The sequence below is a fragment of the Virgibacillus profundi genome (assembly GCF_002287375.1).
GTDB classification, from domain to species: Bacteria; Bacillota; Bacilli; order Bacillales; family Amphibacillaceae; genus Virgibacillus_K; species Virgibacillus_K profundi.
The window spans coordinates 255,008-273,697 of record NZ_NPOA01000003.1; the positions used below are offsets into that span (position 1 = coordinate 255,008).

20 protein-coding genes are annotated in these 18,690 nt (G+C 36.0%); 13 read left to right on the top strand and 7 right to left on the bottom strand.

The features are described 5' to 3' along the window. Positions 1-52: 52 nt before the first annotated feature. The 4 genes from phnE (CIL05_RS06225) to CIL05_RS06240 all read right to left on the bottom strand — a co-directional run bounded on the left by phnE (CIL05_RS06225) (position 53) and on the right by CIL05_RS06240 (position 3,533). A complete protein-coding gene (gene phnE, locus CIL05_RS06225) occupies positions 53-853 on the bottom strand; it encodes a phosphonate ABC transporter, permease protein PhnE (RefSeq protein ID WP_095654658.1) in 801 nt (266 codons plus the stop codon). Continuing rightward, positions 853-1,668, bottom strand: a complete 816-nt coding sequence (gene phnE, locus CIL05_RS06230; RefSeq protein WP_240510129.1) for a phosphonate ABC transporter, permease protein PhnE — start codon at positions 1,666-1,668, stop codon at positions 853-855. The genes phnE (CIL05_RS06225) and phnE (CIL05_RS06230) overlap by 1 nt, the downstream gene beginning before the upstream one ends. Then, positions 1,665-2,441 (bottom strand): phosphonate ABC transporter ATP-binding protein, encoded by a 777-nt coding sequence (phnC, locus tag CIL05_RS06235; protein ID WP_095654659.1) that lies wholly within the window; start codon positions 2,439-2,441, stop codon positions 1,665-1,667. Before phnC ends, phnE (CIL05_RS06230) begins: the two co-directional genes overlap by 4 nt. A 120-nt stretch (positions 2,442-2,561) precedes the next feature. Continuing rightward, a complete protein-coding gene (locus CIL05_RS06240; protein WP_095654660.1) occupies positions 2,562-3,533 on the bottom strand; it encodes a phosphate/phosphite/phosphonate ABC transporter substrate-binding protein in 972 nt (323 codons plus the stop codon). A gap of 336 nt (positions 3,534-3,869) precedes the next feature. Here CIL05_RS06240 and CIL05_RS06245 point away from each other — a divergent pair, with 336 nt between their 5' ends. The 7 genes from CIL05_RS06245 (at position 3,870) to CIL05_RS06275 (ending at position 9,415) form a co-directional block, all read left to right on the top strand. After that, positions 3,870-4,772: a YegS/Rv2252/BmrU family lipid kinase gene (locus CIL05_RS06245; RefSeq protein WP_095654661.1), complete on the top strand. Its 903-nt coding sequence runs from the start codon at positions 3,870-3,872 to the stop codon at positions 4,770-4,772. Positions 4,773-4,897: 125 nt separating this feature from the next. Then, complete coding sequence (locus CIL05_RS06250; protein ID WP_095654662.1) at positions 4,898-5,593, top strand: ABC transporter ATP-binding protein; 696 nt, start codon at positions 4,898-4,900, stop codon at positions 5,591-5,593. Beyond that, a complete protein-coding gene (locus tag CIL05_RS06255; RefSeq protein WP_095654663.1) occupies positions 5,586-6,971 on the top strand; it encodes a hypothetical protein in 1,386 nt (461 codons plus the stop codon). The genes CIL05_RS06250 and CIL05_RS06255 overlap by 8 nt, the downstream gene beginning before the upstream one ends. A 37-nt stretch (positions 6,972-7,008) precedes the next feature. Continuing rightward, complete coding sequence (locus tag CIL05_RS06260; protein ID WP_095654664.1) at positions 7,009-7,464, top strand: MarR family winged helix-turn-helix transcriptional regulator; 456 nt, start codon at positions 7,009-7,011, stop codon at positions 7,462-7,464. A gap of 359 nt (positions 7,465-7,823) precedes the next feature. Next, a complete protein-coding gene (locus CIL05_RS06265; RefSeq protein ID WP_095654665.1) occupies positions 7,824-8,081 on the top strand; it encodes a thioredoxin domain-containing protein in 258 nt (85 codons plus the stop codon). A gap of 109 nt (positions 8,082-8,190) precedes the next feature. Then, complete coding sequence (locus tag CIL05_RS06270) at positions 8,191-8,553, top strand: YppG family protein (protein ID WP_095654666.1); 363 nt, start codon at positions 8,191-8,193, stop codon at positions 8,551-8,553. A 160-nt stretch (positions 8,554-8,713) separates the two neighbouring features. Then, positions 8,714-9,415, top strand: a complete 702-nt coding sequence (locus tag CIL05_RS06275; RefSeq protein WP_095654667.1) for an alpha/beta hydrolase — start codon at positions 8,714-8,716, stop codon at positions 9,413-9,415. A gap of 60 nt (positions 9,416-9,475) precedes the next feature. Here CIL05_RS06275 and CIL05_RS06280 read toward each other — a convergent pair whose 3' ends face one another. Then, a complete protein-coding gene (locus tag CIL05_RS06280) occupies positions 9,476-10,336 on the bottom strand; it encodes a DegV family protein (RefSeq protein WP_095654668.1) in 861 nt (286 codons plus the stop codon). A gap of 70 nt (positions 10,337-10,406) precedes the next feature. Next, positions 10,407-11,321 (bottom strand): DMT family transporter, encoded by a 915-nt coding sequence (locus CIL05_RS06285; protein ID WP_095654669.1) that lies wholly within the window; start codon positions 11,319-11,321, stop codon positions 10,407-10,409. 375 nt (positions 11,322-11,696) lie between these two features. Here CIL05_RS06285 and cshA point away from each other — a divergent pair, with 375 nt between their 5' ends. The 3 genes from cshA to CIL05_RS06300 all read left to right on the top strand — a co-directional run bounded on the left by cshA (position 11,697) and on the right by CIL05_RS06300 (position 15,365). Next, a complete protein-coding gene (gene cshA / locus CIL05_RS06290; RefSeq protein ID WP_095654670.1) occupies positions 11,697-13,172 on the top strand; it encodes a degradosome RNA helicase CshA in 1,476 nt (491 codons plus the stop codon). Between the two features lie 302 nt (positions 13,173-13,474). Next, positions 13,475-13,954: a PH domain-containing protein gene (locus CIL05_RS06295; protein WP_095654671.1), complete on the top strand. Its 480-nt coding sequence runs from the start codon at positions 13,475-13,477 to the stop codon at positions 13,952-13,954. Next, the gene (locus CIL05_RS06300; protein WP_240510130.1) at positions 13,944-15,365 is read left to right on the top strand and encodes a PH domain-containing protein; all 1,422 of its coding nucleotides are present in this window, start codon (positions 13,944-13,946) and stop codon (positions 15,363-15,365) included. Before CIL05_RS06295 ends, CIL05_RS06300 begins: the two co-directional genes overlap by 11 nt. Before the next feature lie 27 nt (positions 15,366-15,392). On the opposite strand, the gene CIL05_RS06305 is transcribed toward CIL05_RS06300, so the two are convergent. Further along, positions 15,393-16,151: a rhomboid family intramembrane serine protease gene (locus tag CIL05_RS06305; RefSeq protein ID WP_095654673.1), complete on the bottom strand. Its 759-nt coding sequence runs from the start codon at positions 16,149-16,151 to the stop codon at positions 15,393-15,395. A 177-nt stretch (positions 16,152-16,328) separates the two neighbouring features. Between CIL05_RS06305 and acpS the strand changes: the two genes are divergently transcribed. The 3 genes from acpS to CIL05_RS06315 all read left to right on the top strand — a co-directional run bounded on the left by acpS (position 16,329) and on the right by CIL05_RS06315 (position 18,367). Next, on the top strand, positions 16,329-16,691 hold the full coding sequence (gene acpS / locus CIL05_RS06310) for a holo-ACP synthase (protein ID WP_095654674.1): 363 nt from the start codon (positions 16,329-16,331) through the stop codon (positions 16,689-16,691). Between the two features lie 67 nt (positions 16,692-16,758). After that, complete coding sequence (locus tag CIL05_RS22080; RefSeq protein ID WP_165769052.1) at positions 16,759-16,902, top strand: hypothetical protein; 144 nt, start codon at positions 16,759-16,761, stop codon at positions 16,900-16,902. Between the two features lie 445 nt (positions 16,903-17,347). After that, the gene (locus tag CIL05_RS06315) at positions 17,348-18,367 is read left to right on the top strand and encodes a LolA family protein (protein WP_095654675.1); all 1,020 of its coding nucleotides are present in this window, start codon (positions 17,348-17,350) and stop codon (positions 18,365-18,367) included. Positions 18,368-18,690 lie beyond the last annotated feature (323 nt).

Genomic DNA, 18,690 nt, shown 5'->3' on the forward strand with positions numbered 1-18,690 from the left:
GAAATTAGAGCATAAAAACACCCTATCATTTCGTTTCTTCTTAAAACTTTAATTATACTATTTTACTTCTAATTCGTGATGATGCAAAGTCGATAACAGTTACAACGATAATAATAGCCAATAGAATGGTTCCCATTTCGTTCCAGTTTCGGTTATTGGATGCGAAAATAATCATTGTACCGATACCACCGGCACCAACAATACCGAGGATGGAAGAAGCACGAATATCTATTTCAAATCGGTAAATAGCGAATGACAGGAATTCAGGAATAACCTGTGGCATTACAGCATAAAAAAGGATCTGAATTTTATTTGCACCGTTTGCTTCCATGGCCTGAACAATTTCCATATCAATCGATTCAATAATTTCAGAGAACATTTTCCCTAACATTCCAGTTGAACCTATCGCAATGGCAAGAACTCCGGCAAATGCGTTAGGACCAACAGCTACAACGAATAGAATAGCTAAAATAAGATCCGGGAAAGCACGAACTGCAGATAGAATCCATTTTCCAATCGTTGAGAAAATTTTCCCGCCCATCATGTTATGTGCAGCTAGAAATGCTAATGGTATTGCTAAAACTGCTGCCATTAATGATCCTGCGAATGCAATAAATATGGTTTCCAGCATACTTAAAGCAACTTCTCCGGTGGCTCCCCAGTCAGGATTGAATAGTTTAGGAATAACCCTGTGGAAGTTACTTATTGCCCGTTCAATAGCACGTCCCCAATCAATATCAATACTCAAAAAGGTCCATACGTATAAAGCTATTACTAAAAGCGTAATTATAACCCGCTTCACTTTTTTATAAAGCGAGTTTTTTGGCTTTGGAGGTAATGAATAAGTTTCCATTAGATCAGTGCCTCCCTTAATTTATTACTGATATACTCGATGACAATTACAACAATAAAAATAAGAACGATAATCATCATTGCATTTGGATAATTATAGAATCCCAGCTGCTGATTTAAAATCAGACCAATACCACCGGCACCAACATAACCTAATACGACAGATGCACGAATGTTAATTTCAAATACATACAGTACCAATGATGTAAATTGTGGTAGTACTTGTGGTACCAAGCCATACCATATAACCTGATAAACATTTCCCCCGGAAGCACGCATCGCTTCTAATGGATTCATATCAACAGATTCGATCGTTTCACTGATTAACTTAGCTAATATACCTAATGAGAAAACAATTAGAGCTAAAATACCGGGAAACAGACCAATTCCGAATAAACCAACAAAGATAACAGCTAATACTAAATCCGGAATGGTACGGAGTATATTTAAGAATGTACGGGTTGTATAGTATAAAGGCTTAAATGTCGTTACATTTCGAGCAGCTAAGACTGCTAAAGGAATAGTTAAGATAGATGCCACTGTTGTAGCAATAATAGCCATTTGGATCGTTTCCACCATCGGCCCCCAAATTGCAGGTACTACATTTAAGTTAGGTGGGAAAAACTTTTCAATAACTGTAAACATATTACCAAGTGCGCCAGCAAATCCACCAACCATCTCTTTTTGTGTCCAATACATACTGAATAAATAAATACCTAAAATCACAAAAAAGATAACAGTTATTTGCATTTTTATTTTAGCTGGGTAAATTGATGGTGTTTTCTTTTCGGCTAATGAATTGTTTTCATTTGTCACGATTCATCTGCCCCCCCACGCAAGTCATCCTCACGTATTGAACGGCCGTAAATTTCTTCAAATGTTTTTTCTGATACCTCTGATACCGGGCCATCAAATACAATTTCCCCGGCGCGCATGCCGATAATACGATCTGCATATTCCATTGCCATATCAATAAAATGCAGGTTAACAATTGTTGTAATGTTATCCTCTTTATTGATTTTCTTTAAATAAGTCATTACCTGATGTGATGTTGGAGGATCAAGCGACGCAACCGGTTCATCAGCCAGTATATATTTCGGCTTTTGTGTAAGAACACGTGCGATACTTACACGCTGCTGCTGACCACCACTTAATTCATCTGCACGATTATAAATTTTCTCATCAATATTTACTCGTTTTAAACTTTCATACGCAAGTCCAATGTCTTCCTTTTTAAATAAACTGAAAATAGATCTGAGTGTTCCTGTATGACCCAACCGACCTGCCAGTACATTTTTCAGCACATTGGATCGTTTAACAAGGTTATAGTTTTGGAAAATCATGCCGATCTTTGTACGGAGTTTTCGAAGATCTCCACTATGATAGTTAATAATATCCTCACTATCTACCAGCAGTGAGCCCGAAGTTGGAGTAACCAAACGATTTATACTGCGGATAAAAGTGGATTTCCCTGCTCCGGATAATCCAACAATTACAACAAACTCACCATCTTTAATGGTAGCATTTATATTTTTTAAACCTTCTGTACCATTGGGATATACAAGACCCACATTGTTAAATTCAATCATAATATGTACTTCCTCCAATTACAGACTTATATCCTGATTAATTTCTTGTAAACTAGGAAAAAAAGGGGAGTATTTTCTCCCCTTTTGAAGTTTTTAAAACCTATTTAATTTAATCTAAATTTAAAGTTCAATGTTATCTTTGAATTCCTGATATGTCTCTTTTACTACTTCATATTCTTCATCAGATGCTTCATCAATTGCATCCCAGTTATATACGTCATTCATAATTTTAATCATTTCTTCATCTTCATTAAATGATAGGAAAACATCTTTAATTTTCTGAACCAGTTCATCATCAAGCTCTTTTGTAACAGATATTGTATCATTAGGGATTTCAGCTGTATAACCAAGAACCGTTAGTTTATCCATAACATCAGGATATTCTTCTTCAAGCTCTGTGCGCACATCATCGAAAGTTGTTGCTACATCAGCATCGCCTTCATAGACTGCAATTGCCGAACTGTCATGTCCACCTGATTGAATAGATCCACTGAAAAAATCACTTTCCAATTCCGGTGCAGATGCATAATCAAATTCTTCCATTAATTGGCTTGCGGGGAATAAATACCCGGAAGTTGATCCCTGGTCAGCATATGCCCAGACTTTGCCTTCTAAATCTGCTAAACTCTCAATACCGGAATCAGAGCGTACTAGGTATTGTGCTTTGTATGTACCTGATCCGTATCTGATGGATTTTAAGATTACTTCTACTCCATATTGCTCGTTTGCTAAAACATAACCGAATGCAGGGATAAATCCGATTTGAACCTGATTTGCTCCCATTGCTTCAACTAACGCATTATAGTTGGTCATAACTTGACCTTTTACTTCAATTCCCAATTCTTCACCTAAGCGCTCTGCTAAAGGTTCCACTGTATCAGCAATTGTATCTGAATCCTGTGATGGTACAAATCCCATTACTAATGTTTCCGGTGTTTCGCTACCTTCACTTTCATCTCCACTGTCAGTACTTGTTTCTGCATCGTCAGACCCTTCACTGCCGTTACTGGAATCTGCATCATCAGAACCTCCGCATGCCGCCAGTACAAGTGCTAATGCCAACACAAGCAATAGACTATAAAGTTTCTTCATCATGACCCTCCTAGAGTATTATATATTTAAATTGTCTTACTCTTATATTAAATAACATTTAGGGTAAAATTACTAGTCTATTTTCATTATTTTACATGTTATTTACAAAGAATATGCAATAATGTGCGAATTAGTATGACTTATTTACTGGAATTCGATGTTTTGTGTTATTATACCTTCCGACGGATAAAAGTTTCTTTCTTTATAATAGTGGTAATTAGTATATATAAGTAAGTGGAAAACTACGCAGCGCATATGTCGTCTTTTGCATCAATTACTACAAGATACAGCCAAAATAACTGTTACAAAAGAACAATAATGACGGGAGTGGGAGAGATGCCTATCTATAGCAGAGGGTTATTTTTATATAATGGAAATTTGGAAAAAAATGATTTGGATAAAAAGCTTGCCCGGACATTACCAATATTGAGTCAGCGGGTAAAAGAATTAACTGTTATCCAAACGGCAACTATTGAAGAGGCTAAAAATGTATGTCGAGGCTTCGCTGATCAAATAGAACTCCTTATTATTCTCGGGGGAGATGGGACAGTTCATGAGTGTATCAATAGTTTAGCCACACTGGAAAATAAACCGGCTATCGCAATACTACCCGGGGGAACTGCAAATGATTTCAGCAGAATGCTGCATATGCCACAAAATTTACAAGCAGCTGCCCATGCAATTGTAGAGGGGGATATTGTGGATATTGATCTTGGAAAAGCCGATGATCAATACTTTCTCAACTTTTGGGGGATTGGTTTAGTATCGGAGACATCAAAAAATATCGATGATGATCAAAAGAAAAGCCTGGGAGTGCTTAGCTATTTTATGAGTACATTAAAGACGGTAGGCCAGGCTGAGTTGTTTTCCTATGAAATTATCGCTGATGACATGACATATGACGGGGAGGCTGTAATGATATTAGTGTTGAACGGAAAGTTTCTGGGTACAAAAGAGCTTCCTATTCCAAAGGTAAGTCCAACTGATGGGAAGTTAGATGTTTTAATTGTTAAAAACTCTAATCTAGCTTCCTTTCGTGAATTGTTATCCATGAACAATCCTGAATTAGACGCTGATGGCCTAACAGAATTAACCCATTTACAAGTAGAAGCAATTAAAATAAAGGCGGATAAAAGTAAAGTAATTGATATGGATGGCGAAATGAATGGGACAACACCGAGCGAAATAACTATTTTACCAAACCATCTGCAAATGATTCAGGCAGCTTCTGTGCTGTAAAAAGAAGAAAATTTTAAGTTAAAAGAGGCTCCTTATTGGACCAACTTTTCTTAGGCAGTGAAACTTCTTAGACAACCGAAACGTATATAGATTATTGAGATCAGATAGGTTGGGTGATAAATTTGATGGTTTTGGAAGTGAAAGACGTAAATGTTGAAATTAATCAAACGAAACTACTAGAGGATATTTCTTTTGAAATGGAATCCGGAACTGTGCTGGCATTGGTTGGCCATAATGGTGCAGGAAAATCCACATTGATCAAAAGTCTGTTAGGCATCTTGGAAAAATCAGCAGGGCAAATTATTATAAATGAAGAATATAATCAGGATAATTCCTTTTTAACTTTCAAACAAATGGTTTCCTACCTCCCGGAAGAGCCACTCTTATTAACTGAACTTACAGTCATGCAGCATTTTCAGTTATATGGCATGAGCTACGAACTGCCGGAGAATGTATTGAAAAAACGAATCGATCGTTATGTAAAAGGTTTTGAACTGGAAGATAAATTAAATGAGTATCCGGAATCACTCTCTAAGGGAATGAGGCAAAAGGTACAAACAATTTGTGCGTTGCTTCCTGATACATCACTTTTATTAATTGATGAACCATTTATGGGGCTGGATATTTATGCGATGGATTATTTAGAGAAGTTAATTAAGGAAAAGGCTGAAAAAGGAACAAGTATTTTGCTGACAAGCCACCAGCTTGAAAGAATAAAAGATATTGCAGATCATTTCATTATGCTGCAGCATGGGAAAATTCAAAGTCATGGGCCAATCGATGAATTCGAAACGATTCAAAGGAGAACAGCAGATGATTAGGGAAGCTCCTGTATGGAAAGCTTATTGGTTTATACGTAAAAATAGACGTCGTAAAAAAAGAAAAATAAATAAAATAGCTTTGGGACTCATGGTTGATAAAACAACAGGTGCTTATTTACTCTTATTAGGCGCATATCTTTTTGCGAGTTTATTTATATTTGGTGATTTCATTCAGGAATTTAATCCTTATTTTATATTAATTGAAGAAAACTTAAAGAAAGGATTTTGGCTTATATTAACTGCTTTGCCCATTCGATATATCATGAAATCTTTTCGTGAGCCTGGGTTGAAGTTTTCAAGCTCGGAATATCAATTAGGAATGCTGCCATACAGCAGGAGTAGGATTTGGCTGTTCGCACTTATTGAAAAATGGCTGAGACAGTTTGTTATTTATTCCATCATAGCTGGTTTGGTTATTTTATTAACACCAATATCCCATTCACTGGTAATTTCCTATGTCCTATTGCTTATGGTTTATGACATCATGATGTCAGTACCCCAATGGAGACTATTTCAGATTAGATTTTTGCCGAAATTAGGCTGGTTGCTCCTGGTGATTTTTATAAACATGTTTGGGGTTTTAACAACATCCCCCATTGTTGGTATAGTACTGTTCGCAATTATTATTGTTCTAAACTTTGTATTACTACGCTCATTATTCACACGTGTAAATTGGTCCAGGGTAACAGAAATCAGCGATTATCATATATGGAATATGTGGTTAATTGGAAAAGCATCCCAAACAAAATTTAAAAAGCAGAAAAAATATAGTGTTTTTCAAAATTCAATGAAACGAAAGAAGGCCTTCCATTCGGATAAAGCGTTACATAATCGCATGTGGAAGCTTTATTTAGCAAAAAACAATGAATTATTATTTCAATTAATTGGCGCCTTATTCCTCATGCTTGTTGTACTTCCTTTTATTAATGAAACACTTTTTTATATAGGATTGGCATTTGGTATCTATGCGTATGCCTCTGCAACTGTAAGCTTTTTTAGTGATCGATTTTCGTCAGATATACTTCATGTACTTCCATGGGATTTAACAAAGTATAATAAATCGTTCTTCAAATGGGTTCTGTATGGAGCTATTTTACCGCTTATTCCTATAATTATTTTTCTTGGAATACACATGACGTTTTGGGTTCCATTACAATTATTATTTTATAGTAGTACGTTTTTATACATTTATGATGTGAAAGTGGATAAAGCAATGGTAATGTTAGCGAAAAAGCCAGTAAACTTTCAGGTAGATGAAAGTATTGGTTTTGTATTGCTGATTCTTATCGTGTTTAGTGATGCTTATCCAATTATTTCAGTAGGTTTTATCGTCATTTTATTTTTATTAATGAAAAGAAGAAACAAACCCGTGCTATAAATTAATATTATTTTAAAGCTGAAAGAAGTGAACGATAATGGAAGAAAGATTATTATTAGAGAAAAAACAAGATCCCTCATTAAAGCTTTTTGTTGTTTTGTCAAAGGCGTATCGTGCAATATTGGAGCAAGTTGAAGCTGATATTCAGTCCAGAGGTCTTAACATAACAGATTTTGCCGTATTGGAGCTTTTATACCACCAAGGTGAACAGCCTCTCCAAAAAATAGGTGATAAGATATTGCTTACGAGTGGCAGTGTAACATATGTGGTTGATAAGCTTGAGAAAAAAGGTTATCTTGTGCGAAAGCCTTGCGTAAATGATCGTCGTGTAACTTTTGCATGTTTAACAGAACAAGGAACAACTTTACTGAAACAGATTTTCCCGGGGCATTGGAAGAGAATTAAAGAAATTATGAGTGGAATAAATGAAGACGAAAAGGAAATGGCAATTGATTTATTGAAACGGTTAGGAACAAATATACGTGAAATGTAGAAGTAGGGATTCTTATCTAGCTGTGATAAAAGTCATAGCAGTAACCAATTTAAATCGATAAAATGAAATTGGGATATGGGGATATCTCTACTCTAATAATAAGTGCCGGTTATTCGGTAGACTGGTATAACAAGTGGAAGAAGCGGATTTTATCTAATCATATGATAAAAATTGCTTCTTTCTTTTTAGGAAAAATTAGTTTACTACTCCCGGTTCTGTGGTAAATACTAAAAGCGAAATAAATAGTTGTAATGAATCTGTAATATTTTTAACATAATTGAGTTTAATGAAATAAACTTCAGGGTAATTATAAAGTGAGAATGTTACGCATTTATTTACTTTAAGGAAGGGTGTCACCAATGAGTGAAAGAAGTGTGATTATTTATATAAGCGAAAGTAATTCACAATGTAAAAAATTAATAGATCAAATGGATAAATGGGAAATTCCCTATAAAACAAAAAATGTTACTGAAAATAACAAATATATGAAGGATCTTCAGCAACAAGGGATATTTGGAACACCGGCTACATTTATCGAGAGCGAACAGGATCCTATTTTGGGTTTTCAAAAAAATAAAATAAAATATGCTTTAGGGATAGAGAATTATAAATTGTAGGTTATCATAAGAAGGTGAGAATGACTGTTAAAACAGATAGACACACACTTTAAGAGTCAGATGCATAAATTATTATAGATAAAAAATACAAAAAGGTGTGTGTATTATAATGTATTATAGGCCTTATCATTATCCGCCCGATTATCATTATTTTGCTGCAAATAATGATTCGCAGCAACCTTACAATCCATATACTCCATATGGGCCGCCACATGACCAAACACCCTTTGAACAATTTGCCAAGCCGCAGCAGCCAATGGATTGGCCTGCTGACTCCATGCAATCAAATCAAGCTTTCAACCAACAACCCAATATGAATGGGGTAAATAGTTTTATGACGAAATACCAGGATGAAAATGGGCAGATCGATCTTGACAAAATGCTAAGTACCGTAGGACAATTAGCCAATACTTATCATCAAGTATCTCCAATAGTGAAACAATTCGGATCAATATTAAAGAATTTCAGATAATCAACCAATTCTTAGAAGCTGATGATTAGTAATATATTCATTAGCTTTCGTTTTGTAAAAAAACAGTAATAATGGAAATTGAATGATGGTGCCAGTAGTAATATTTTGTCCTGTAAAAGGGTAAAAGAAACTAAGAAGGTAATATAAGAGGAGAATTTTTATGATTGGATGTTTAATTATCCATGGATACACTGGTGGCCCCTATGAAGTAGGACCTTTAGCAAATTTTCTTGAAGAAAATACGAATTGGTATATAGATGTTCCAACATTACCAGGTCACGGCAGAAAGTTGAATTTAAAAAATGTGTCACACAAGAAGTGGATTAAAGCCGCAGAAGAATCATTAAAACAAATGAGGGAAAAATATGATGAAATTTATCTTATAGGTTTTTCAATGGGAGGTATGATTGCTGCTTATTTAGCGGGCAAATACAAGGTGGATAAACTTGTTTTATTAGCGACTTCCGGTAAGTTTCTTTCCTTCAAACAAATAGGACTTGATCTTGGGGAAATAATGGTGGATGGAATGAGAGGAAACCTTGGGAAAAACAAGTTGTATATTCATTATAAGAAGAAGCTGGGAAACGTTCCATTTAAAGCTAATCTTGAATTTCTTAAGCTAATTAAATTTACCAGGCGTCATTTGAAAAACATTGATTCACCAGTATTAATTGCTCAGGGACAGCAGGATGGAATGGTTCCATATAAAACAGCATATTATTTGGACAAGGAAATTAAATCGAATCGGAAAGAAGTTGTATTTTTCGAACGCTCAAGGCATTTAATTTGCTTAGGGGATGATAAAGACACATTGAATACAATGGTCTATAATTTTCTCGTAAAATCGAATCAGGGTGAGTAAATGCCGATGTACCAGCTCACAAATAAAGGAAGGTCTGCTGAAATTTAGCAGACCTTCCTTTTATTTCTTATCTTTAAAAAAGGAAATAACTAATGCACCTTCGCCACCATAGGTTGATATTAATGGCCCGGTTTCTGTTAATAATTCGCCCTTAAACGGATATTTACTGCGAATTTCAGCTAGTACCTTTTTTGCACGATCTTCAGCGTTGCAATGTGTCATGGATATTACTTTATCTTCGAAGTTTTTGGTGTACTCACCAATTTGTTCAATAAAACGTCTAATTGATTTTTTATCCCCACGAACTTTTTCGGAAACTTCAATCGACCCTTCCTCACTTGCCTTCATTAACAATTTAATATTAAGTGTTTTGGCAATCGTACCTTTTACCTTGTCTAAACGGCCACCTAAAACTAAATTCTCAAGTGTTTTCAGTACAAATAAGGTAGTAGTTTGTTCCACACATTCATGGAGATGCTTTACAATTTCATCAAATGAATAATTTTCTTGATATTTAACATCTGCTTCGTGAAGTAGCAGGGCTATTCCACAGGAAGCGGTTTTTGTGTTGATTACTTCTATTTTTCGTTCTGGTTCTTCTTCAAGCAGCATGTTTTTTCCAATCAAAGCATTATCATATGTGCTACTTAACCCTTTACTTAAACTTAACATAAGGATTGGTGTTTCCGGATCAATCTGTTTATACGCATCATAAAAGTCATTTGGACTAGGTGCAGCAGAATGCGGAAGTTCATTATTTTCTTTAATTTTTTTATAAAAGGTTGGAAGGTCTATTTCTACACCACTCTTGTATTGATCATCCTTGAAATGTAAGTATAGTGGAACAACTGCAATATCAAGTTTATCATTTAGTTGCTTTGGAATATCTGCTCCACCATCTGTCATTAATTGGAAATCCATGACTTCACCCACTTTATTAGTAATTACTTTCATTATATCAGTTATTTAACCTGTTACTATACTCAAATACTTAATCTTTTTGTCTTTTTTCTGAAATGGTTACCGCCGACTTACGGGAAGTGCTTAATATAAAAAGGTATAAACCAAATATAACAATCGCTCCACCCAGCAATTGTGACCATGTTATTGTTTCCTGTAAAATAACATAGGCCAAAACTGTTGCTCCTACCGGCTCAAACACGATCCCCATCGATATAGTGGAAGCGCTCAGCCATTTTAAAGCCCAATTAAAAAGCGTGTGACCAAAAAATGTCGGGATGATTGCCAATGCTAAGAAAATCCACCAATTGTCAGCTGGATAACCTATAAAAGGATTCTGTAATACAATATTATAAAGAATTAATGTAATGGAACTTACGCCATATACAATAAATGTGTAGGTCATTAAAGAGAGATTCCTTCTGACATTTTGTCCAAACAGAAAATAAACTGTCATCGTTATCGCTCCGAGTAGCGCTAAGACATCTCCAAAAAGTGCCATTCCACCTATCTGGAAGTCACCCCAACTAATAATAAAACTACCGAATAAGGTGATAATCATACTAATAACTGCTCCGGATGAAAAACGCTCCTTGAAGAAAAGATAAGTACCTAAAAAAGCAAAAATTGGTTGTAAGGAAACCAGTACAGTTGAACTGGCTACAGATGTATAATTTAATGATTCAAACCAGAAAATAAAATGAAATGCCAGGAAAACACCTGCGAAAATGGAAAGGAGCCAATCTTTTTTGGTAATTAATTTAAATTCATGGCGATATTTCATTAGAATGATTGGTGACATTATAATAACCGCAAACAATAGGCGATACATAGCTGTTATCCCTGCAGGGGCAGTATCTGCCAATTTCACTAGTACTGCGGAGATTGATACAGATATAACCCCTATTACGACAGCTAAATATGGATTGAACGGGGGAAAACGCATACAATACCTCCCCAGGATGTAATATAATTTGGTAATCCTACTTATTTTATCATGGCAATCATAAAAAATCATTTTTGTTGTTAGTATCATCCCCAAAAATGTGTTATGATGTAACATGCATGTATTTCGAGTGAGGCCTCTTACCAAAATTGGATGAAGCCTTTTTTGTACTTTAGGAAAGTATAAAAATAATAATACTTTTAAAATGAATATAAAATATAATGAGATATGATCGGTTCTTACTATATTCCTGGCATTAACAGGGTGTTTAGCTCCCGAGATAGAAGGGAAAACTATTTAAAGACTAAAGTATGAGAAAAAAATTAAAGGCCTCTTTTGAATAAATTTGTACAACAAAAAGGAGTAGACGAATAAGTGACAACATTTAATGAACTAGGTGTATCCAGTCCTATTATGAAAGCATTGGAGAAAATGGGATTTGAGGAAGCTACACCAATTCAAGCAGAGACGATTCCTCTTGCTATGCAGGGGAACGACGTAATTGGACAAGCACAGACAGGTACAGGGAAAACAGCAGCATTTGGAATTCCGATGATCGAAAAGATAAATCCAAAGGAAAGAAAGATCCAAGGATTGATAGTAGCTCCAACACGTGAGCTGGCAATTCAAGTTGCAGAGGAAATTAACCGACTGGCAAAATTTAAAAGTGTTCGGGCATTAGCGGTATACGGTGGTCAGCATATGGAAAGGCAAATCCGTGCATTAAAAGATGGCCCACACATCGTAGTTGCAACACCAGGCAGATTGCTTGATCATATGCGTAGGAAAACAATTCGCATCAATATGGTTCAAACTGCGGTTCTTGATGAAGCGGATGAAATGCTGAACATGGGATTCATCGATGATATCCGTGACATTTTAAAAGGAATTCCGGAAGAAAGACAAACATTGCTATTTTCAGCAACAATGCCAAAGGAAATCCGTGATATTGCTACAAACTTGATGAAGGATCCGAAAGAAATCAAGGTAAAAGCAAAAGAAATGACAGTAGAAAATATCGATCAATATTTTGTGGAAATTCCGGAAAAGTTTAAATTCGATACACTAAACAATCATTTGGATATTAATTCTCCGGATTTGGCGATTGTATTCAGCCGGACGAAAAAACGTGTCGACGAAATTACGGAAGGTTTACAAGCAAGAGGGTACCGTGCAGAAGGAATTCATGGTGATCTAACACAAGGTAAGCGGATGTCTGTTTTAAATAAATTTAAAGGCGGCCGTGTAGATGTATTGGTTGCTACAGACGTTGCAGCACGTGGTTTGGATATCTCGGGTGTAACCCATGTGTATAACTTCGATATTCCACAGGATCCCGAAAGCTATGTACACAGAATTGGCCGTACGGGAAGAGCTGGAAGAGCAGGTGAAGCTATTTCCTTTATTACACCAAGAGAGATTGCACATCTGAAATCAATTGAAAAAGTTACAAAGAGCAAGATGAAACGCTTGATGCCTCCAACCAATCAGGATGCTCAAAAAGGTCAACAGCAAGTAGCAGTAGAAAACATTATAAAAGCGATTGATCAAAAAGATTTAAAAAATTATCATGAAACAGCTAATCAATTATTGCAGGACAATGATTCGATCACTGTAATCGCAGCAGCATTGAAATTACTAACAAAAGAACGCAGAGACACACCGGTTAGAATTTCATCTGTGGCACCAATCAGTGTTAAAAAGGCACATGGTTCTAAGGATAATCGTCGTTCCAACAATAAGCGTTATGGTTCTGGACAGCGTGGTCAAGGTGGACGTAATCAAGGTGGTCGCAACCAGGGCGGACGCAATCGCAAAGGTAACTTCCAAAAAAGAGGAAACCGTGACTAACCTCAAATAACAAACTTACGAAAGCTCCTTGGATAGGGAGCTTTTTTGTTTATCTGGTGTGGGTTGTTGCTGGAGAGGGATTTTATCGTCCGGAGCGTAAATATATCTACCGGAGACCGGAAATATCGTCCGGAGCGTAAATACATCAGCCAGAGCTCTGAAACATCAGCCAGAAAGCCGCAACATCAGCAAAATAATCCAAATATCGACGGTTACAAGCTATAATAGAATTATTAATGGAACTTTATATTACATTAACCGTAGTACATACTAGAAATAACATAAGGAAGCGAGGAAAACCTATGAGACAACCACCAATTAATACGATTGCTCCTGATGCAATAAAAGCCTGGAAAATAACGGCTGCCATTGTTGTTGGGGTATTTTGGCTATTAACCATTGCGCTTGCAATAATCTCTTCTATTTTTGAATACTCTTATTGGTATGCGGCAATTGCTGCAGCAATTAGTGGTGTATGCACATATTTGTTTGTGTTTTTGATTCCTAAACTCCGCTTTAGAAGATGGCGCTATGAAGTTTTTGAACAGGAGATATACATACAGCATAGTATCATGATTGTTTCAAGAACATTGGTACCAATGATACGTGTACAGCATGTTGATACAAAGCAGGGGCCTGTTTTAAAGAAATACCAGTTGGCCAGTGTTACCATTTCAACTGCAGCTACAACTCATGAAATACCTGCACTGCTGGAGGAAGATGCTTCGGAGCTGCGTGACCGGATTTCGATGCTGGCAAGGGTGGATGAAGATGATGTCTAACGGGGAGCGTCTGCATCCTGCAGCGATTCTGTTTAATTTTATAAAAGTTATCAAGGAAGCCCTTTTTGCTATTATTCTTGGTTTTATTACCTTTAGGGATGAATCATTTTTTTACTTTATTTTAATCTCTTCAGTTTTAGTGATTTTACTGATTATTTATAGTGTCGCATCATGGTACCGTTATACTTATAGAATAGAAGCGGACGAGCTTCGGGTTGAATATGGAATATTTATCAGAAAGAAGCGGTTTATTTCCATCAATCGTATTCAGTCCATTGATCTAACAGCTGGTGTCATCCATCGAATATTTAATCTTGTAAAAGTAAAAATTGAAACTGCCGGAAGTGGTATGAGTTCGGAGGCTTCATTGACAGCAGTGAAACTTGCAGAAGGAGAACGATTAAGGAATGAGTTAAAAAAGGAAAGAACTCCTCTGAATGACGTTGAGGAACAGCTGGTTGATGAGGAACCAAGTTATAAAATTTCATTCAAGCGACTATTTCTGGCAGGCTCCACCTCAGGTAGTATTGGAATAATACTTGCTCTATTTGCTTTTGTTTTCTCAGAGCTGGAACAATTCATCCCGAATCGGTTTTATGATAATACAGTAGAGTGGATTATCGGCTTAAGTCTGTTTTTTATCATTGGTTTAAGTATAGTGGTTCTGATTCTTTTATGGTTGTTTGGTATTGCCGGAACCATGATTAAATACGGGAATTTTACGATAACAAGAAATAAGGATGAGTTATTTATTACCAGGGGGTTACTTGAGAAAAAGCAGTTAACGATACCCTTAAGAAGAATTCAAGCTGTAGGAATTCAAGAGAGTTTGATTAGACAGCCATTGGGATATGTTACTGTATTTGCTGAGGTTGCCGGTGGGTCTATGGATAAAGGTGAAGAGTTTTCAACGGTATTATTCCCAATTATGAAGGCCGATGAAGTTGAGGACTTCCTGCAGGAACTTTTGCCTGATTATGCAAAACAGCCGGAGGAGCTAAATCCTTTACCTAAACGGGCATTGAAATTTTATCTACTTCGCGCCACACTGCCAATAACTTTAATGTTTGCTGCAGTATTGTACTTTTTACCGCCATTCATTTGGATCCCTATTGTATTTTTTATTGGTGCATTGTTTTTAGGTTTTCTGCGATTTAAAGATGCCGGGTATGATGTCGAGGGTAAACGATTATTGTTAAGTTACCGTACCGTCAGTAAAATGACGATGATCATTTATCATAAGCGCATACAGGCATTTGAGAAAAAACAGCATAAAATTCAAAAAGCACAAGAACTTGCAACAATGAAACTGTCAATAATTGCAGGATTAGGCGGGAAACATTATACGGTAAAAGACATGGAAGAAAGAGATGTTGACTTACTCTCTGACTGGTATTCTTATCGAAAATAAAAAAACCTGGTCAGGTGACCAGGTTTTTTAAAATCGGCTCAGCAATCCCAGAACAACCAGAATTCCTAATATAATCCAAAATATATTCTTCTTTAGTTTGGAAGGGATACGTCTTTTCTTCCAGCGGTTGGGATCAAATTGAATGGAATCATCATCACGATAACGCCGGTTTCTCCAGGGTGAAAAAGGACGTACATTGCTTAATACCAGTGGTGCAATAATAAAACCACCGAAAAAGCCAAAGATATGTGCAGATATGTTGATGTTTGACCGTAGGAATGTCATGATCAAACCAATTATAAAAATAGTCATGACAATCTGAGAATTAGCCTGGTCAATTAAAGATTTCCTGAAAGCGATCATGAATACATAAATACCAAATAAACCGAATATAGCTCCCGAGGCACCTAGGTGCATATAAAAAGCTGTGGGTTCAAAGGCATATGTCGCAATATTACCTGCTATTCCTGCTCCAAAGTAAGCAATAATGAATTTAAACCTACCAAGCATCTGCTCTAAAGCAGGCCCAAATAAAACGAGTGCAAATGAATTAAATAATGCATGCATTAAATCACCATGGAGAAAAATGGATGTGATTAATCTCCAGTACTCCCCATTATGGGTTAAAAGGTTAATTCCAACCCCCCACTGGTATAATTCTAAACCAAATGGCAACTGCAAAAAATTGATAATCAGCCATAAAAATAAATGTATAATAACTAAACTTGAAACTATTGGGTAAAACTGGATAAACTCCTTCAGGCTTCTTTCATTACGAATAAACATTTGAATCCCCCAGCAAATTAGTTTTTAATCTATTTAAATTACATGAACCTCCCCTGAAATTCGGGTATTATTATTATTATAATAAGCAATTTATGATCGTATGACCATTATTAGCGTACTAAACTATCTATATGTATTGCAATGATATTAATCTTATGAAGAGAAGGGTAAGGGCTTATGATAAAAGGCATAGGAATCGATTTAATAGAGCTTGATCGTATTAAAGACAGTTTGGAGAAAAATAAGAGGTTTGTTGATCGAATTTTAACACAAAAGGAAAGAGAAGTATTTAATAAACTGCAAAATGACCATAGAAAAGTAGAATTTCTTGCAGGAAGGTTTGCTGCAAAGGAAGCATTTGCGAAAGCTACAGGAACGGGAATTGGAAAATTAAGCTTTCAGCATATTGAGGTATTTGCTAATGAAAAAGGCGCTCCGGAAATAAAGGCAATAGGTTTTGAGGTTGAGAATATATTTGTTTCCATCACGCATTCAAGAGATTATGCTACTGCCCAGGTTATCATTGAAGCAAAAACTTAAGACCTTGTATTTAAGCATATTTGCCAAGGTTGTCTCATATATTTTAGTGCGGGTAGGAGGGAACAAATTGTATATTGTCACCGCAAAAGAAATGTACGATATCGATCATTTCATTATGCATGAAATAGGGGTCGGCGGCAGGCTAATAAAGGGAAATGCAGGCAGAGCCATTAATGTAAAAATAGAAGATAGTCTGGATAAAACGAATTAGGTTCTGTGTCTTTAAACTTCTGAACAATGTGTGGGATGGTTTCGTTATTGCACGGAGGACATTATTAAACAACGCACACAGGCGTAATTGTCGTACAAGTTATTTCGAGTGGGAAAACTACCAGTGAAGCCCTTTTCCATGAATTTTTTTCCTGAAAATATGGGGACTCACCCTACCGTAGTGCAAGAGGAGGTGTTCGTTTCGGATGTGCTTACAGGCATTGTTTTAGCAACAGTTTCGGCAAGCAAAAGGTATTTTCCAGGCTTTATGTAACGTTTGTTTTATTCATGGAAAGTCAGCAGATCTATTAGTTTGGGAAAAAACATTCCTATTTATGATTTAATGGCATGTAATTGATGGTATTTCAAGTGTATATCGTACATTTTCTTGATAATTGCGGGATAAAGTTCCCTTTGTTTTGAACTGAGACAAGGGAGATATGTCCATGAAAAAAATGTTAGGTATTTGGGGAGCAATTGTTTTAGGTTCTATTTTAGTTTTATCTGCATGTGGCGAAAAGTCCCAGGAGGATGTTGTTGAGAAACTTCAGGAAAATCTAGAGGATATGGATGGTTATAAAGCTAAAGCAGAAATGGCAATGAATACAGGGCAGGAAGAGCAAAAGTTTAATATAGATATTTGGCATAAGAAAGATAATTTTTACCGGGTTGCATTGGAAAACAACCAGGACGAAAAAGGTAGCCAGGTTATTTTGAAAAATGAAGATGGTGTGTTTGTCTTAACACCCGCTTTGAATAAGAGTTTTAAGTTTCAAACAGAATGGCCGGATAACAGCAGTCAGCCATACCTTTATCAATCACTTGTAAATGATGTTTTAAAAGATACGGAAGCAGAATTTGAGGCAACTGATTCTGAGTATATCTTTAAAACAAAGACAAATTACCAAAGTAATAACAATCTGCCATTTCAGGAGATTCACTTTGATAAAAAAACATTTACACCTACTCTTGTAAAAGTACTTGATAAAGATAGAAAAGCTTTGGTTGAGGTGAAATTCTCAGACTTTAATACGGATCCAACGTTTGAAAAAGATGATTTTACCATGGAGAAAAATATGGCAAGTGCGACGATCGATACCCCGGTATCAGGGGAGCCTGCAGATCAATCTTCGCTCACAGTCTTTTTACCGGAGTATATGGCTGGTGCTGAATTAACCGCAAAAAAAGAAGTAGATCTTGAAAGTGGAAAGCGTGTTATTCTCACGTTTACCGGTGAAAAGAATTTTACACTGGTTGAAGAAACTGCTGAAGTTCTACCAACCTTGTCCATGCCAAAAGAAGTGAATGGGGATATCGTGAATCTTGGGTCTACAGTAGCAGCACTTTCGGAAAATAAGATTGAGTGGAGTCTTGATGGCGTTGATTTCGTATTAGCCAGTGATGAATTAACGAGGGAAGAATTAATTCAGGTAGCCCAATCAGTCCAGGGTCAAGAAGTGAAGTAAATGAAAAAGTGGCAAGCAGGCTCACGTACAGAGAGGGGGTCTGCTTTTTTATTAGCATTAAATGAAAAACCAAGCATATATTTAACTGGAGTGGATGGTTAATTTGCAGGTGGGAGATTGACTCAAACTATAATGAATTGGAAAATATTCTACGCATAAATAAGAAAGTTTTTAAAATGCAATATCTAGGACATTATATTTATATACCCCAAAAAAATGAGAATAAACGACAAAAAGCATATTTTTTATAAAAAAATATGGAGAACCCTTTGCAAACGTGTGGATTCAATGATATTATTATAATGAATTTCATATTGTTCGTT